The organism is Flavobacterium fluviale (assembly GCF_003312915.1).
Classification (GTDB): domain Bacteria; phylum Bacteroidota; class Bacteroidia; order Flavobacteriales; family Flavobacteriaceae; genus Flavobacterium; species Flavobacterium fluviale.
Map to the genome: position 1 here is coordinate 3,061,329 of NZ_CP030261.1, position 17,957 is coordinate 3,079,285.

12 protein-coding genes are annotated in these 17,957 nt (G+C 33.1%); 8 read left to right on the plus strand and 4 right to left on the minus strand.

Annotation, left to right across the window (positions count from 1 at the left end; all coding sequences use genetic code 11):
• Positions 1-57 precede the first annotated feature (57 nt).
• Positions 58-2,340 (minus strand): cation:proton antiporter domain-containing protein, encoded by a 2,283-nt coding sequence (locus HYN86_RS13515; RefSeq protein ID WP_113678504.1) that lies wholly within the window; start codon positions 2,338-2,340, stop codon positions 58-60.
• 266 nt (positions 2,341-2,606) lie between these two features.
• Between HYN86_RS13515 and HYN86_RS13520 the strand changes: the two genes are divergently transcribed.
• The 5 genes from HYN86_RS13520 (at position 2,607) to HYN86_RS13540 (ending at position 8,513) form a co-directional block, all read left to right on the plus strand.
• The gene (locus tag HYN86_RS13520) at positions 2,607-4,592 is read left to right on the plus strand and encodes a GAF domain-containing hybrid sensor histidine kinase/response regulator (protein ID WP_113678505.1); all 1,986 of its coding nucleotides are present in this window, start codon (positions 2,607-2,609) and stop codon (positions 4,590-4,592) included.
• 76 nt (positions 4,593-4,668) lie between these two features.
• A complete protein-coding gene (locus HYN86_RS13525; protein WP_113678506.1) occupies positions 4,669-5,034 on the plus strand; it encodes a response regulator transcription factor in 366 nt (121 codons plus the stop codon).
• On the plus strand, positions 5,034-6,248 hold the full coding sequence (locus HYN86_RS13530; protein ID WP_113678507.1) for a YaiO family outer membrane beta-barrel protein: 1,215 nt from the start codon (positions 5,034-5,036) through the stop codon (positions 6,246-6,248). Before HYN86_RS13525 ends, HYN86_RS13530 begins: the two co-directional genes overlap by 1 nt.
• Position 6,249: 1 nt before the next feature.
• Positions 6,250-7,071, plus strand: coding sequence for a hypothetical protein (locus tag HYN86_RS13535; RefSeq protein WP_113678508.1), 822 nt, complete (start codon positions 6,250-6,252; stop codon positions 7,069-7,071).
• Between the two features lie 11 nt (positions 7,072-7,082).
• The gene (locus HYN86_RS13540) at positions 7,083-8,513 is read left to right on the plus strand and encodes a glycosyltransferase family 2 protein (protein WP_113678509.1); all 1,431 of its coding nucleotides are present in this window, start codon (positions 7,083-7,085) and stop codon (positions 8,511-8,513) included.
• A 180-nt stretch (positions 8,514-8,693) separates the two neighbouring features.
• Here HYN86_RS13540 and HYN86_RS13545 read toward each other — a convergent pair whose 3' ends face one another.
• Genes HYN86_RS13545 through HYN86_RS13555 form a run of 3 tightly spaced genes read right to left on the minus strand, consistent with a single transcriptional unit; the run spans position 8,694 to position 14,269 of the window.
• Positions 8,694-11,117 (minus strand): ABC transporter permease, encoded by a 2,424-nt coding sequence (locus HYN86_RS13545; RefSeq protein ID WP_113678510.1) that lies wholly within the window; start codon positions 11,115-11,117, stop codon positions 8,694-8,696.
• A 1-nt stretch (position 11,118) separates the two neighbouring features.
• A complete protein-coding gene (locus HYN86_RS13550) occupies positions 11,119-13,554 on the minus strand; it encodes an ABC transporter permease (RefSeq protein WP_113678511.1) in 2,436 nt (811 codons plus the stop codon).
• A 4-nt stretch (positions 13,555-13,558) separates the two neighbouring features.
• Positions 13,559-14,269 carry an ABC transporter ATP-binding protein gene (locus HYN86_RS13555; RefSeq protein ID WP_113678512.1) on the minus strand — a complete coding sequence of 237 codons (711 nt, stop codon included), beginning with the start codon at positions 14,267-14,269 and terminating at the stop codon, positions 13,559-13,561.
• A 285-nt stretch (positions 14,270-14,554) separates the two neighbouring features.
• Between HYN86_RS13555 and HYN86_RS13560 the strand changes: the two genes are divergently transcribed.
• The 3 genes from HYN86_RS13560 (at position 14,555) to HYN86_RS13570 (ending at position 17,951) form a co-directional block, all read left to right on the plus strand.
• Positions 14,555-15,904 (plus strand): sigma-54-dependent transcriptional regulator, encoded by a 1,350-nt coding sequence (locus HYN86_RS13560; RefSeq protein WP_113678513.1) that lies wholly within the window; start codon positions 14,555-14,557, stop codon positions 15,902-15,904.
• Position 15,905: 1 nt separating this feature from the next.
• Entirely contained in the window at positions 15,906-17,240 is a 1,335-nt protein-coding gene (locus HYN86_RS13565; protein ID WP_113678514.1) for a sensor histidine kinase, read from the plus strand.
• Positions 17,241-17,357: 117 nt separating this feature from the next.
• Complete coding sequence (locus HYN86_RS13570; protein WP_113678515.1) at positions 17,358-17,951, plus strand: biliverdin-producing heme oxygenase; 594 nt, start codon at positions 17,358-17,360, stop codon at positions 17,949-17,951.
• Positions 17,952-17,957 lie beyond the last annotated feature (6 nt).

Below are 17,957 nucleotides of genomic sequence, written 5' to 3' on the forward strand. Positions count from 1 at the left end.
AAAAAAGAGCGTCTTTTAAAAAACGCTCTTTTTACTCTAAACTCAAAAAACAAACTCTTATTTTTTATCTTCAGAAATGATTAAAGTTGATGGAATATTTGTTAGCCACCAACTTTTGGTATCCATTAAATATTTCCATCCATCAATAGAAATCAGCATAAGATCGTTCTGTTCCAGAAAATCTTTTTCTACCGGCTGTTCTTTTCTTAATGTAAGCTGATTTGGTGCAGCCTGTTCCATTAATCTAATTTTTTCTTTGGTATCTAAATCTTCCATAATTTTACCTTCAACATCCAAAATTATAATGCGGGCTTCAAGGTTTTGGATAAACTTTTGAACATAATTCTGAATCAAATCCCAATCTTTTAAACTAAAAAGAGGAATGAAAATGGTATTTATCTGAGATAAATCCTTATCAATTAAGATTCCAACGGGAATTTGAGATTTGGCAATAATTTGTCTTGTCCCATCATCAAAAGGAGCCGATTCTAATATATTTTCTTTCCCGGTTACAGTGTTTATAATTTTTTCAGGATTAATGATTCGGGTTGTAAATCCAAGTACACGTCCCAGTAAACTTCCTTGATAAATAGATTCTCCAATTCCAACCAGCAGTAAATCATGTTTGCTTTTGTTGGCAACATTTACAATTTCGCTGTCAATGTCAGAAGAAGCTTTGAACATTGTAGTAATATTTCTATTTAAAGCGGTAGACTCATCTATAACATCTTTAAATTTTTCTGTTTCGTAAACGTCTGTATTATAATGGTGTAGTTCTTCTGTTGGAAGAAAATGCATAGCGGTAATTTCAGAACTATCTGCTCTTTTGCTCGTTAAACCGTCGGCAACTTTTAGTAAAGCTCTTCCAGATTCTGGTCTGTCAAACGACAATAGAATTCGATATTTATTCTTTAAAGCAGTATCTTCTTCTGTTTCGTTTTTCCCGGACTTAAACAGCCAGTTGATTAAATCTAAAGTTGGTCCCGTCATAAAAGTTGTTGCAAGAGCCATAATCACCATCATCGAAAACAATTCTGGACTCAAAACTCCTAAATCGTAACCAATATTTAATGCAACTAATTCTGTTAAACCTCTGGTATTCATTAATGCACCAATAGACAAACTATCTTTCCAGTTTTGTCCCACGAATTTTGCCGCAAGTGTACTGCTTACAAATTTACCAACCACGGCAACAACAAAAATTAATCCTGCGATTTTCCATAAATAAGGCTCATTCAATAAACCTATTTGAGTTCTTAAACCTGTAAAAACAAAGAATAATGGTAATAAAAGAACAAGAGCAACGTCCTCTACTTTTTCAATAAATAGGTTTCTAAATCGAATATTTTCAGGCATGATAGCGCCCGCAATAAAAGCTCCAAATAAAGCATGAATTCCGATAACTTCAGTTAGATAAGAAGATACAACAAGAGTTAGGAAGAATATAGCAACAATAGGTTTACTTAATTTTTCGCTTGCTGCGTATAGATCACCAATTCTTTTTAAGAAAGGACGAACCACCTTTATCATTAAGAAAACATAACCTAATGCTAAAAGTACAGTATAAATGGCGCTTCCAAAAGATCCTGCTTTTACAATGGCAATTACAACCGCCAAAATACACCACGCAGTAATGTCATCTGCCGCCGCGCAGGTAATTACAATGGTTCCGAGTTTTGTCTTATGAATACCGCGTTCCTGCACAATTCTGGCAAGCACCGGAAAAGCAGTAATACTCATAGCGATTCCGGCAAACAAACCAAAAGATGTAAATTGTACATCTGCAGGGGCAAATTCATCATATATAAAATAGGCAAGTCCCATTCCTAATACAAACGGAATAATAATACTCGCATGACTAATTACAACAGCATCGTGAGCTTTATTTCGTAGAATTTTCATGTCGATTTCCATTCCCACGATGTACATGAAAAGGATTAAACCAATCTGACTCAAGAATTGAAGATTTCCAAGTGATTCTGCTGGAAACAATACGGCTGAAAATTCAGGAAGATACATTCCTATTAATGACGGCCCCATTACAATTCCAGCAATCATTTCTCCAATAACGGCAGGCTGTTTTATTTTGATACATATCCATCCAAAAATACGGGCAACAAAAATAATTGTTACGATCTGCGCTAACAAAAGTGCTAAAGGATGGTGTAAGTTTTTAATAAGAGAATCTAGAAATTCGCCCCATTGACTTTTATCTGAAGTTGGAATTTTAAGATTTCGGCCTGTTTCAAGTTTTACTCCCATTAAAATTATCCAATACATCAAAACGGAGAATCCTCCAATTACTCCAATGTAAAAAATACTGTTTCTAAAATTTTTCATTTTGCTTTAATTTACACTCTTATAAAGATGTCTTTTTAGTAGAAAAATGGATCATAAAAAGACATTTTACAGAGATTAGTTTATAAAATCTGCGCAATTTTATAACAAAATCAGCTAGTGCCCAATAGCATCACTTCAATTTTGTAATGACCTTGAAAAAATTTGTAATGAAACAAAAAATTATGTTAAGACGACTAAAACTAAAGGCAAAATATGAAGCCGTAGTTTAAATTGAGTTATCTTTGTGGACTTTATCTACTAATACCATGAATAACGATTTCCCCATTCCCGATAACGAATTACAACGTTTAGCCGCATTAAAACGTTACAATATATTAGATACACTTCCAGATCATGCTTTTGACGATGCAACCAAACTCGTTTCTTATATCTGTGGTGTGCCTATTGCTCATATTTCTTTTATAGATGAGAACAGACAATGGTTTAAGTCTGAAATTGGCATTGGAGTATCAGAAGTACCGCGTGATATCTCTTTTTGCCGTTATACCATTATGGAATCGAAAATGGTAGAAATTAACGATACACATTTAAACGATAAATTTAAAAATGACCCCAATGTTACTGGCGGATTTAATGTTAGGTTTTACGCAGGAGTACCGCTTACAACCCCTGACGGATATAATATTGGAACCTTGTGCGCTATAGATCATGTTACTAAACAACTTAATGAAAGTCAGCGAAATGCACTTTCAATAGTTGCCAAACACGTCATTGCACAGTTAGAACTTGGTACAAAGAATGCCCAATTAGACGCTCAGAAAAAAATTGCAGAAAAAGCAGTATTGGCTAGAGATAGTTTTGTGGCCAATATGAGCCATGAAATTAGAACACCTCTAAATGCTATTATTGGTTTTACCGACCTTTTAGCTCAGACAGAACTGGACGAAGTGCAGCGTGATTACATAGAAAGTGTGCAGATAGCAGGAGAAAATCTGCTGTTGATTGTAAATGATATTCTGGATCTTTCTAAAATTGAATCGGGGAATTTAGCAATCGATTCTGAACCCTTTAATTTGAAGAAAACACTTAAACATGCTTACGATTTATTAAAAGTAAAAACGCAGAAAGAAGTAGAGTTTAATTTGTTTTTAGATGCTGAAATGCCTGATATTGTTGTTGGTGACCAAGGAAGACTAAACCAGATATTGGTTAATCTTATAGGAAACTCACTTAAATTTACCAATGAAGGTGAAGTAACGGTTTCTGTAAAAAAAGTTGAAGAAACGGAAGATAATTATAAAATGAAGTTTTCTGTAAAAGATACTGGTATTGGTATACATAAAGATAAACTTACCACTATTTTCGAGCGTTTTACCCAGGCAGAAGAAAGTACTACGCGAACTTACGGCGGTACTGGTCTGGGACTTAATATCGTGAAACAGTTAATCGAATTGCAAAATGGTGAAATCAGCGTAAAAAGCGAGCCAAACCGTGGTTCTGAATTTATCTTTTTACTTACTTATAAAAAAGCCGAGAATAAAGAAACTGCTCCTAAACCAATATCTAAAAATGATCTTGGACATCTAAAAATATTGCTTTGTGAAGACAATATTTTAAACCAAAAGCTTGCAAAAAGCGTAATTAATAATTTCGGATTTGATCTGGATATTGCGCATAACGGTGAAGAAGGAATAGAACTTTTGTCTCAAAACAAATATGATTTGGTTCTAATGGATCTGCAGATGCCGGTAAAAGACGGTTATCAGACTACAGATTATATTCGAAATGAAATGAATTCGTCAGTTCCTATAATAGCCATGACAGCACATTCTTTAGTTGGAGAGCAGGAGCGCTGTTACAAAGTAGGAATGAATGCTTATGTACCAAAACCTTTTAAACAGTCGGTTCTTTTAAAAGCAATAAAAACGGTAATGAATCCAAACAACGAAGTCATACACAAAAGAGTTGTAAATCTTTCTTTTCTGGACGAAATGGCTTGCGGCGATCCTGATTTCAGGCGCGATATGATTGGTCTTTTTATAGAAAAAATTCCTGCTCAAACGGCGCAGTTAGAAGAAGCATTCCATAATGACGATCACGATACCGTAAAAAAACTGGCTCATAATATGAAATCCAGTCTGGATATTTTTATGCTTGAAGATCTTAGTAATTGCGCTGCTGTAATTGAAGAAGAAGCTTCGGCAGGAGAATTTACCAGCGAAACTTTAGATAAAGTCAATATTTTACACTGCGGTATTATCGAAGTCGTAAAAATTCTAAAAGAGCTATGATAAAAGAGAAATAAGCTATAGCTTTACAATAATGATGTTTTAATAGAAGTTTGCCCCAAGAAAAAATATAAAAAAAATGAGAATTATTTTAGCAGAAGATAATGATATCCTACGCAAATCATTATCTTTTTTCTTAGAATCTAAAGGATTTAGTGTTGATCAGTTTTCGGATGGAGAAGAAGCATTACATGCGATAGAAACCAATAACTATGATCTAATATTGACAGATATAAACATGCCGGGCAAAAGCGGTATGGAAATCACGCAATATGTCAGACAGCATATTAATTCTGATACTCCCATAATTATACTGACATCCTCTGGCGTAGAACAAACAGAACTTGATTCTTTTGACATTGGTGCAAATGAATTTATTGCTAAACCTGTTAGTCCAGCCGTATTGTTGGTAAGGATTAATAAATTACTAAATAAACGTTTCTAATGAAGTTTATATATCATTCAATTTTACTGCTCTTTATTTCTTCCATTGCATTTGGACAGGAATTATCTATTGATGAAACGCTGGCCAATGTAAAACGAGAAGTTGAAAAAGAAAACTTCGATAAAGCTTTGTCTTTAATTGAACCTCTGCGTGCCAAATTTCCTGAAAACGAAGATATTCAAGTATACGCCGGACGAATCTACAGCTGGAAAAAAGATTATAAAACGGCAGCCAAAATTTTGTCTCCAATGGCAGATCGCGCCAATCCAAATCCAGAAGCTCTTCAAGCAATTATCAATATTTATTTTTGGTCTGAGGATTATGAAAGATGTATTATTTATTGTGATAAATATCTTTTAAGTGATCCAAAATCTATTGATGTTTTAAGAATAAAGGCAACTTGCTTGGAAAAACTGAATCGTGACCAAGAAGCATTAGAATTGATAGAAAAAGCATCCTTTATCGATAATAGCACACAAGCTTTCAGCGGCATACGCACACTTATAGGACGCAAAGCAAAAAATACGGTTTCTGCTTCTTATTTGAATATTTCCACTTCAGAACCTGGACAGTCGCCATTTCATTATGGATATGTAGAATATTCACATAAATTCAGCAAATCCGCCATTGTTGGGCGTGCTAATGTCGGACATATTAATGACGATACGCAGATGTTATTCGAAGCCGATTATTATCAAACCTTTTCAAACAAAAGTTATTTGTATGCAAATGGAGGTATTTCAACTGGCGAAACCATATTTCCCGTTGCAAAAGCTGGATTAGAATATTATTTTGCGCCTCACAAAAAATTCGATTACTCTTTTGGAGCGCGATTTATGCATTTTGAAACAGACGATATTACTTTGCTTACAGGTCAATTAGCTTATACTGCAGAAGTTTACACGGTAGCTTATAGACCATATTATGACACGTCAAACGAATTATTCTCTCACGTTTTAAGTCTGCAAAAAGTAAATGAGGAAAAAGAGCGCCTGATAAGGCTGGAACTGCAGTACGGAAATGTTCCTTACTTATATCTTTATAACAATTTCACACAGCCTTTAAAAGCTTATAGAGCAGGAATTCAGTATCAGCATCGTTTTGGAGAGTCTTTTTTTGTGCGCCCGATTTTCTTATATGAAAGAGAAGAATATGTTCCGGGAGAATATAGAAATAGATTTAATGTGCAGCTAATTGTAACAAAACGTTTTTAAAATGACAGATATCTGGGAATTATATAAAAACGGAAGCTGGGAGGTGCCTTTTTTAACCTTTTGCATCTACATTTTTGTATGTGCATCATTTGTTTTGTACCTGCTTATTGTGGCAAGCCGAAATACAAAAATAAAAAGAGAAAGGCTTAGAATTGAGTATGATAAAGAAATTAATCAGCTGATGACATCGGTGATTTTTGAGGATATTTCATTTTCAGACATTAAACAAAATAAAAACTTTTTGGTTCTTTTAGATACTTCATTTTTTAGAGAAGTCCTTACAGAATCCATTATAAATCTTCATAAAAATTATGAAGGCGTTTATGCGCAAAAGCTCGAACAGTTTTATAAAGATTCTAACTTGATAAAAGGCTCTTTTAAAAAACTTAAAAGTCTGAAATGGGAAGTAAAATGCAAAGGAATAACAGAACTTGCAGAGTTTAATATCACAAGTGCATTTGATACTATTATAACCTACTCAAAAGCAAGGAATAAGACTTTAAAAATTACGGCCATAAATGCTTGTATCAAGCTTGCAGGAACAAATAGTATTGTATATCTGGTAGAACATTCTGACCCAATAGACGAATGGACGCAGCTAAATATTATCGATGCTTTTAAAAGACACGATATAGGCGACACAGAAGGGGTTGAACTTCTTCTGGAATCAAAAAACACAACTGTTATTGCGCTTGGATTAAAACTGATAAAAGAACTGAAGCTGACACAGAAAATTCCTTTTGTGGCACAGCTGGAAGCTAAAGCGCCAAACCTGAACATAAAATACGAAGCCCAAAGTATTTTGCAGACATTAACGGTATAAAATTATAGAAAATGACTTTTTTTAATACAGATATAACATGGTTTTTAGACGGATATATACTCCTGATACTCGGTTATGCGATACTGATTATGTCTTCGTATCTTATTTTAGCGTATCTGTCTACAAAAGAACTTAGAAGTTATCTCAAAAAAAATAGTTTTGTAGATTATAGTGTGCTTCTTACCAGTGAATTTGCACCAAAACTTTCTTTAATCGCACCTGCGTATAATGAAGGTTTAACTATTGAAGAAAACGTAAAATCGCTTTTGTCTCTTAATTATAATAATTATCAAGCAATTGTGGTGAATGATGGGAGCAAGGATAATTCAATGGAAATCCTTATTAAGACTTATGATCTTGTTTTGACAGAAGTTGAAATTCATTCTAAAATAGAAACTAAAAAGATAAAGGGCATTTATAAATCAAGAAATGGTGCCTATAAAAAATTAATTGTAGTAGATAAGGAAAATGGTGGTAAAGCCGACGCTTTAAATGTCGGACTTAATATTGCGGAATATCCTTATGTTGTTTGTATTGACGTAGATTGTATTCTAGATAAAGATTCACTTTTAAAACTGGCAAAACCATTTTTAGAATCACAAGGAAAACGTATTATTGCTACGGGCGGTGTTGTTAGAATTGCCAATCAATGTGTTATTAAAAACGGACGATTGGTTGAGGTTAATATTCCAGATCGTATGCTGCCAAGAATTCAGGTTTTAGAATATCTAAGAGCTTTTCTGTTGGGTAGAATGGCGTGGGGAAGATTGGACGGTTTACTGCTGATCAGCGGCGCTTTTGGAGCATTTGATAAAGAAGTAGCAATTTTAGCAGGAGGTTACAGCACAAAAACCGTTGGGGAAGATATGGAACTCATTGTAAGAATGCGCCGCTATATGCTGGAAAACAAGCTTCCTTATGCGGTGAGCTATATCCCAGATCCGCTTTGCTGGACAGAAGCTCCAGAAGATTTTAATATTTTCAAGAAACAGCGCAGCCGCTGGATGAGAGGAACTATAGAAACTCTGGGTATTCATAAAAGGATGTTTCTCAATCCTAAATACAAATTATTAGGAATGTTGAGCGTACCGTATTGGACTTTGTTTGAGTTTTTAGCTCCGGCAATTGAATTTATTGGTCTTATAATCACTCTGTTCTTTATAATATTTGGTCTGTTAAACTGGCATTTTTTCTTTTTGCTTTTGTTATTTGTGTATTCGTTTGCCGTTTTCTTCTCGGTTATCGCTTTGTTCAGCGAAGAACGAACGTATCATAAATATCCAAAACAAATTGATTTCTTTAAACTTCTTATGGCAGCTTTCATTGAACCGTTGTATTTTCATCCGCTTACTGTTTACGCAGCATTAGTGGGTTATAAAGAAAAAATTATGGGAACGAAAGGCTGGGGAGAAATGACTAGAAAAGGGTTTACGAAGAAATAATTGTTGATGGTTAATGGTTAATGGTTAATGGTTAATGGTTAATGGTTTGCTGTTAATTGTTTGTTGTTGATGGTCGATTGTTAATTTTTGATTTTTAATTTTTAATTATTACTACTAAATTATATAAATGAAAAAAAGCTGTGTAAAACACAGCTTTTTTGTTTGTCATCTTAATTAGATTTATTCGTATTTTAAATATTTTAAGACATCCCCTTTTGTGGCTTGATAAGCTCGGGAAAGAACTACGGAGAGCGTTAATACTAATAAAACTGTAAAACCAATTATAAATGGAGAAATTGAAATAGAAATTCTATAGGCGAAATTTTCTAGCCATTTGTTTAATAGGTAATAGACAGGGAATAAAGCAATAAAAAATCCTACTATGCTAAAAAGAATATATTGTTTGCAAAGCTCTTTTAGTAAAATCATGGTTTCGGCACCAAGTGTTTTTCGAATAGCAATTTCTTTCATTCGTCTTTCGATTGAGTACGAAGCCAAAGCAAATAATCCGATTAGAGCAATAACAACAACTATTATATTTAGTAGAGAAAAAAGATTCTTTTGTTTCACATAAGCACTATAAGACCTTTTATATTCTTTATCTACAAAATCATATTCAAAAGGATAATCAGAATCGATTTTCTTTGTCCATACATTTTCTATAGAGGCAATAGTCTGCTGCATAGTTTTAGGATCGGCCGTTACATAGATGTTATTCACAAGGCTGTTAAACCACGGAATACTTTTAAAATGAAATATTGATAGTGGAGGAATAGCTTCACCAGGATTTCCTATATCAAAATCTTTTACAACTCCTACGATAATTACTTCTTTTCCGTCCCAGTTTATTTTTTTTCCTATCGGATCTTTTTCATTCAATAATTTTAAAGCAGTTTCGTTAATCAGCATCGAATTAATAGTATCCTGAGAATATTCGGGCTGTAAATAGCGGCCTTTGACTAGTTTTATTTTCATCATTTCAAGAAGTCCAAAGTCTACAGGAACATTATTTCCGTCGATATTGATATCTTTATGATGATATGAAATTACAGACTTTGCTCCGTTTCCCATAACAAATCCACCGCCTGCAACTTGTTTAACACCTTTTATGTGAAGCAGCTGATTTTTGATACTAGTATATTTTTTAAATCGCATCTCATCTGTAATTTTTTCTCCATATATATTTCGATATGAAATATTGAGAACTTGATTTCCATTGAAACCTAATTCTTTTGAATTCATGTAATCAATCTGCTCATTTACGATATAAGACCCAACAATAAAGAAAGCAGCTACGGCAAATTGAAAGATCAACATTCCGTTTCGAAGCCATACTCCATTTTTACTTCTCATAAAATTCCCCCTTAAAACCTTTAAAACCTCAAAATTAGAGACATAAACAGCAGGCAGTATTCCTGCTGCCAGCACAATTATTATAAAAATAACAGCTAACTGCAAATAGAATTGTCCACCTTTTAATACAAGAGTTTTTTCTAAAAAAACATTATAATAGGGAATTGAAATTTCAACAATTACAAGAGATATTAAAATAGAAAACAGTAAAATTATTGTCGTTTCAAAAATAAATTGCTGCACAATATTCGCTTTAGAAGCACCAATAACTTTTCGCACACCAATTTCTTTAGCTCTTTTTATAGCGTTTGCTGTAGCAGAATTAACATAATTAACAATAGACAATATCAGTATCAAAATGGATAATCCAACAAAAATCAATAGAAGCTGGTAATTTCCGTTAACTTCTACAAGACCGCCGGTTTTTGTATGCAGACGAATAGAAGACAAAGGTTCGAGATGAGGTTTTACTTCTCCAAATTTTTTAATGAACTCTTCTGGAGTCAATCCTTGAAATTTGGCTCGTGGCGCCGTCATGTTATCGTAATAAATCTTAGACAAACTCTTTGTAACCAATACTGCATCAGCGGGATTTTTTAGTTTTAATAAAAGAACAAATTGAAAATTTCCCCATTGCTGAATAGTGTTTTTTATTTTGGAATCCATAAAGTTAACTACGCAGGAGGGATTTACAATCGATTTTTTATCCAGTTTGTAAACACCCCTAACAATCATAATCTGATCTTTTAAAACTATTTTTTTTCCAAGTGCGGTTTCATTTCCAAATAGCTGTGCAGCCAAATTTTCAGACAAACAAATACTATTGCTGTCTGCTAAACCTGTTTTGGCATTCCCTTCTATAAATTGATACGGGAAAAAGTCAAAAAAGCTTTTTTGTGCCACAAGAACTTTGTCTGACTGTACTTTTTTACCATTAAAATGAATGATTTCGTCATCGTAATTTCCGTTTACATAACAATAAGAATCTACTTCAGGGCTTACATTTTTAATAGCAGAACCAATTGGCGCCGAACTGGATGCCCAAAATGTTTTTGGATCCATTTGATTAGCGACTAAAAAGACATTTTCCTTATTAGGATTCCAGTCATCATAAGAATGTTCATCATTCCAATAAAGAATCGCAAAAATCAAACCTGCAATTCCTATGGATAATCCCAAAACATTCAAAATCGAAAACAACTTATTGTTTTTGATATGGTATATAAATATTCGTATATAATTTTGAATCATGTTATTCGTATTTTAGATATTTTAAAACATCGACTTTTGTGGCTTGATAAGTGCGTGACAATACCACAATTAGGGTTAAGGATAATAAAACTATGAAACCAATTAGGAACGGATAAACAGAAATCTCTATTCTAAACACAAAATCTTCAAGCCATTTGTTTAGCAGATAGTAAACAGGAAACAAGGAAATTAAAAAGCCTGTAAGGCATAGAATGATATACTGTTTAGAAAGTTCTTTTAGTAAAACAGGGGTTTCGGCACCGAGAGTTTTTCTAATGGCGATTTCTTTCATTCGGCCTTGAATAGAATAAGAAGCCAAGGCAAAAAGTCCAAAAAGGGCAATGAGAATTACGATGACATTCAATAATGAAAAGAGATTTTTCTGATTCACGTATTCTTTATAATTTCTGGCGTAAGCTTTATCAACAAAATCATAATGAAAAGGATAATCTGAATCGATGTTTTTCTGCCAAAATTTTTCAAGGACAGCAATTGTATTTTGTATATCGTTTGGTTTAACTTTTACAAAAATATGGTTGACATTCAAATTCATCCAATCGACGGTTTTGAGATGAAAAAATACCATGGGCGGAATGTTTGCTTTTGGTCCCCAGAGATTAAAATCTTTTACAACTCCAACAATTTTAAGTTTTTGCTGATTCCATTGCACAATTTTACCAATCGGGTTTTTCTCATTCATTAATTTCAATGCTGTTTCGTTTAGCATCACAGTATCAATACTATCCGAAGCAATTTGATTACTAAAATAGCGTCCTTCTTTTAATTTAATCTTGAGCATTTCCAGCATACCATAATCAACTCCCATATTTTGACCCTGAATAACTCTATCATTATAGTTAAAAGTGGATGAGGTGCTGCCTCCTGTTGCGAATGAAAAAGCACCTGTACTTACTTGCGAAACGCCCTTAATTTTTGAAATTTCGTGCTTTAGAGTTTCATATCTTTTATATAATCTTTCGTCGGCCTTAGGATCATTATTATCAAAATAAGGCTTTTTATATCTTATTTCTAAAACCTGATCGCCTTTAAAGCCTAAATCTCTTTCATTTAAAAACTGCACTTGCTCGTAAACAATATATGATCCTATTATAAAGAAGAAGGCAATAGAGAATTGCAACACTAATATTCCATTTCGAAGCCATATGCCGCTTTTACTTCTGCTAAAGTTTCCTTTGAGTACTTTTAAGCTTTCGAAATTCGAAATATAAACCGCAGGAAAAATTCCGGCAATAATAACCGTAATAATAAAGATGACTATTAACTCATAAAAAAAATATTGGCTTGTAATGCTCAGATTTTTTTCTAGAAAATTATTGTAAAAAGGCAGTGATAATTCAACTATAACTAAAGACAAAAGAATTGCGAAGGCGGTTGTAATAGTTGTTTCGAAAAGAAATTGTAAAACAATATTCCCGTTTGTTGCACCAACGATTTTTCGAACTCCAACTTCTTTGGCTCTTTTTATGGCATTTGCAGTGGCTAAATTAATGTAATTGAATAAAGACAAAATTAAAATTAGAAAAGAAAGTGCCATCATAATCAATAAAAACTGATAATTTCCCTTGCCTTCAGCGTAACCGTCTGTAATTGAATGCAATCTGGCATCTTTTAATGGTTCGAGAAATATTTTCATTTTCTCAACACCATTTTTTTTCTGCCATTCTTTAATTGTCAAGCCTTCTTGTTTGGCCCATTTTACAGTTCGATTTTGGTAAAGTAAATTTTCCATTTTAGCCTTCACTTTCTCAGCGTCTGCAGTATTTTGTAATTTCAGTAATAGTCCATAACTAAAATTTCCCCAATTGTCTTTTTCAGTATGCAAACGTTCCTCTATAAGATTTGTAACAGCATCTGGGGCCGTAGAAGATTTTCCAGGAATGGTATATACGCCCGTAATAATTAGTTTTTTATCGTAAAAAGTAATTGTTTTATCAAGTACATCGACGTTTCCAAATAAGCGTAAAGCTGTATTTTTGGAGATAACGATACAAGTTTCATCTCTTAATGCTGTTTTCGAGTTTCCTTTTATAAAATTAAAAGGAAACATTTCAAAAAAGGTTTTTTGAGCGTCGGTTACTTTGCAAATTTCTTTTTTATTTCCAGCTTGAAGTATTTTATCTCCGTACCAGGTATCTAGATAGCAATAACTTTCAATTTCCTTAAAATCGGTTTTAAAATAATCTTCAAATGAAGAGACATTGGTTGACCAAAAATTATCTGCACTAACCTGACTTATAGATTGAAAAACGACTTCCTTATTAGGATTCCAGTCATTGTAGCTTTGTTCGTCATTCCAATACAAAATCGAAAAGATTAAACCAGCAATGCCAATACTCAAGCCCAAAATGTTTAAAGCGGTAAAGAACTTGTTGTTTTTGAGATGGAAAATAAATGTATTAATCCAATTTTTAAGCATCGTTTTAGTTTTTAGAAGTTACCAAAACATCCACATTTCTATGATTTAATTTTTCAGAAAGAATCATTCCGTCCTTCATTAAAATTGTCCTCTGCGAAAAAGAAGCATCATAATCAGAGTGCGTTACCATTAAGATTGTTGCACCGTTGGCATGTAAATCTGTCAATAATTCCATTACCTCATTACCGTTTTTGCTGTCCAGATTTCCTGTCGGCTCATCGGCCAGAATAATTTTTGGATTATTGATTAAAGCTCTAGCCACGGCAACACGCTGTTGTTGCCCGCCCGAAAGCTGTTGTGGAAAATGCTTTAGACGATGTGAAATTCCTAGTTTGTCTGCAATAGCATTTACTTTTTTCTTTCTCTCGGCAGAAGGAACATTATTATAAATCAGCGGTAATTCTATATTATCATAAACCGATAATTCGTCAATTAGATTGAAATTCTGAAAGATGAATCCGATGTTTTCTTTTCTGGCTTGCGACTTTGCTTTTTCTTTTAAGCCGATCATTTCCTGATCTAATAATTTATAACTTCCGTCAGAAGCGCTGTCCAAAAGTCCGATGATGTTCAGTAATGTGGATTTTCCGCTTCCAGAAGGTCCCATAATCGAAACAAAATCGCCTTGGTTGATTGTTAATGAAATTTCGCTTAATGCTCTGGTTTCTAATTCTTCTGTTCTAAATACTTTTGAAAGCTTTGTAATACTAATCATAATTGGTGTTTTTGATTTTTGATTGATTTTCTATTTAAAATTTAATGCTTTCAAAAGTGAAAGAAACAAGTTTGAAAATTAAGACAATTTACATTGTAATTTGTACCTAATTATTTTGTTATTTTAACTTTCGAAAGGCTTTAATAATTAATGATTTACCAGTTTTAATGTGATTTTCGTGCCAATAATTTAAACGTTGTAACTGCTTTGTTTTTAATGTTTTATTTATTGAAAAAAATCTAAACTGTCCACAAATGGACACCTTTCGTCCAAAACCGAACAACAATGAAAAAGACAAACGCATCTATTTTAATCATAGACGATCAGGAAGACATACTTTTTGCGTCGAAAGTTTACCTGAAAAAGTATTTTGAAAACATTTATACACTCAATAATCCAAAAAATATTGTCGAATTACTGGCAAAAAATACCATAGATGTTGTTTTATTGGACATGAATTACAGGATAGGTTTTGAAGATGGGAGAGAAGGTTTGTACTTATTAAAAGAAATAAAGACACTTTCGCCCAAAACAGTCGTCATTTTAATGACTGCGTTTGGAAAAGTAGAAACTGCTGTTGAAGGTTTAAAGTCGGGTGCTTTTGATTATATTTTAAAGCCTTGGGAAAACAAAAAACTCTTAGAATCGGTTAAACAAGCCGTAGATAAATCTCGTAAAGAACAACGAAAAGTTAAAGATATTGAGATTAAAAACGACTTTTTTATAGGCAGTTCTGAGATTATTAAAAAGGCTTATTCGCTGGCAGATAAAGTGGCAAAAACCGATGCCAATGTTTTGATTTTGGGTGAAAACGGAACGGGGAAATTTGTTCTGGCGCATCATATTTATTCGCAGTCTGACAGAAAAAACCAGCCTTTTATTGCGGTTGATTTAGGTTCTTTAAATTCTAACATTTTCGAAAGCGAATTATTTGGTTACGCAAAAGGCGCTTTTACAGATGCCAAAACAGATACACCCGGACGTTTTGAAATGGCGCAGAACGGAACTATTTTTCTAGATGAAATAGGAAATGTACCGCTTCATTTACAATCTAAATTACTACAGGTTATTCAAACCAAAACCGTAACCAGATTAGGCGAAACAAAAGCAAGACCTTTAAACGTTAGAATTATTACAGCAACCAATTTGAATTTAAAATTGGAAGTGGCGGATAAAAACTTCCGTGAAGACTTGTATTATCGCATAAATACGATGGAAATTATACTGCCCCCATTGCGCGAAAGAAACGAAGATAAAATCCCGCTTGCCGAATATCTTTTGGATAAAATGATTGAAAAATACGGAAGGGATGAAATTTCTTTTGATAAAAAAGTTTTAGAACAAATTGAAAAACATGCTTGGAACGGAAACATCCGCGAAATGGAAAATAAAATCGAGCGTGCTGTTATTCTTTGCGAAAACAACATCATTACAATTTCGGATCTGGATTTAGATTTTATAACGCCTTATGAAGATCACTCAGATGATATCCAGCTTTCTTCTATTGAAAAAGCAACTGTCGAAAAGGCGCTTCTTAAAAACAATAATAACATTAGTAAAACTGCCGAGGAATTGGGACTTTCAAGAGGTGCTTTATACCGACGTTTAGAAAAATATAATATCAATATCAGCTAATATGTTTAAGATTTTACAAACCTATAAACTCCTTTTTCTGCGGTTAATTTTGATTGTGGCAGGAATAGAATTTTCGATTTATTTCTTTAAAATTGGTTTGCTTTTTACTGGTATTTTCGGGCTTTGCATGGTTTTTCTGCTGGTGCGCGAAATGTATTTTTATGTTCGAAATTTTGTCATGATCTACGATAAAACAATTGCTTCAATACTTCAGGACGATTTTACTTCAGATTTTTCTAAACATAAATTTAATAGAAGCTATAATGATTTGTTCCAATTGTATGAAAAACTGAAAAACAAGCAGAACGAACAGATTTCTAAAGATATTATTTACCGTTCAATCTTAAATAATATCGAAACTGGCGTGGTCATTTTGCAGAGACAGGAAAAAGACTGGAACATTTTTTTAATGAATGATTACTTTTCAAATCATTTTAATGTGCCAAAAGTTTCAAAATGGAAATATTTAAAAAATCAGCTTCCTGCCTTATGTGAAATTATTGAAGAGGATGATTTCAACGAAATAAAAACGGCAATCGAAATCAGCATAAACGAACAGCACAAGCAGACATTTGTATTGCAGGCGTCGCGTACAGAGATTTTTGAGCAGGATTATTTTATTATTTTATTAGATTCGATTCAGAATGTTGTCGAGAAAAAAGAAAAAGACGCCTGGATTAATTTAATGAAAGTGATTTCGCATGAACTTCTCAATTCAATCACGCCAATTCGTTCCATCTGCCAGAATCTTCAGGATTTAGTAGAGCAGGATTCGCTTTCAACAGAAGATTTAGACGATATAAAAACCAGTGTAGAAACAATGCTCAGACGAAGCGATCATTTGCAGAAGTTTGTTGAAGGTTATCGCAAATTGGCGATGCTCCCTTCTCCAAAAAAAGAAAAAATCGAATTGCAGGATTTGATCGCTACCTGCCTTAAAATTATGAATCCATTATTCCGAAAAGAGAACATTGAAGTTAAAAATACAATTTCGCTCAAATACGAAATAAATGTCGACCCGCAGCAAACAGAACAAGTTTTGATTAATTTGATGACCAACTCAATTAATGCATTAGAAAACAGCAGTCTAAAGCAAATTACAATTTCGGCAGAAGCCAAAGAAAATAGGGTTTTTATAAAAATTGCAGACAACGGTAAAGGAATCGAAAAGGAAATTGAAGACAAAATATTTCTGCCATTTTTTACCACTCGAAACGAAGGTGCGGGTATAGGTTTAACATTATCTAAAAATATTATAGAAGCCCATGGAGGTTATATTCTCTACAAAAATGAGAAGGAAAAAACTGTTTTTGAAATTTGTTTGATCGAAGAATAATTACAAATAATACTTTGATTTTATAAACCTGTATTTTTAAAATTATTACTAATGTTTTTTTTCTAAATTTGTAGAAAGAGTCGACATAGATTCCTCCCAATAAGTAATAGTAAAATAATGAATACAAATTCAACTACAGTAGCCTCAAGTTTTCTGAATGATTTGAAAACACAGACTGCCGATTCACATAAAAAATTAGAAGAACTTCCTGTTTCCATGTCCATTATGTCTCCAGATATGAAAATTGAGGAATACGCTAAATATCTAAATTTAATGCATGACGTTCATGCTGATACTGAAGAAACTGTTTTTCCATTATTTTCTGGACTATTAGATGATTTGGAACAGAGAAGAAAAAAACAGCTTATTGAAGCTGATCTTTCTTATTTAAACTGTGATGTGACTAGTTTTGAGAAAGTTTTTAAAACTGAAAATATTTCTATTCCTTTTGCTCTTGGAATTTTATACGTGGTTGAAGGTTCTACACTTGGCGGCAGATTTATTTTGAAAAATGTTTCAAAAGTGCCGCAACTTTCTGGAGATAAAGGCGTTTCTTATTTTAATGGTTACGGAGATAAAACAGGAAGTTTTTGGAAATCTTTCCTAAACTTTCTATCAGAATACGAACAACAGAATAATTGTGGAGATGCTATAATAGAGGGAGCTGTATTTGCTTTTGATAGTATTTATAATCACTTTGAGAGCAGATAAAAAAGA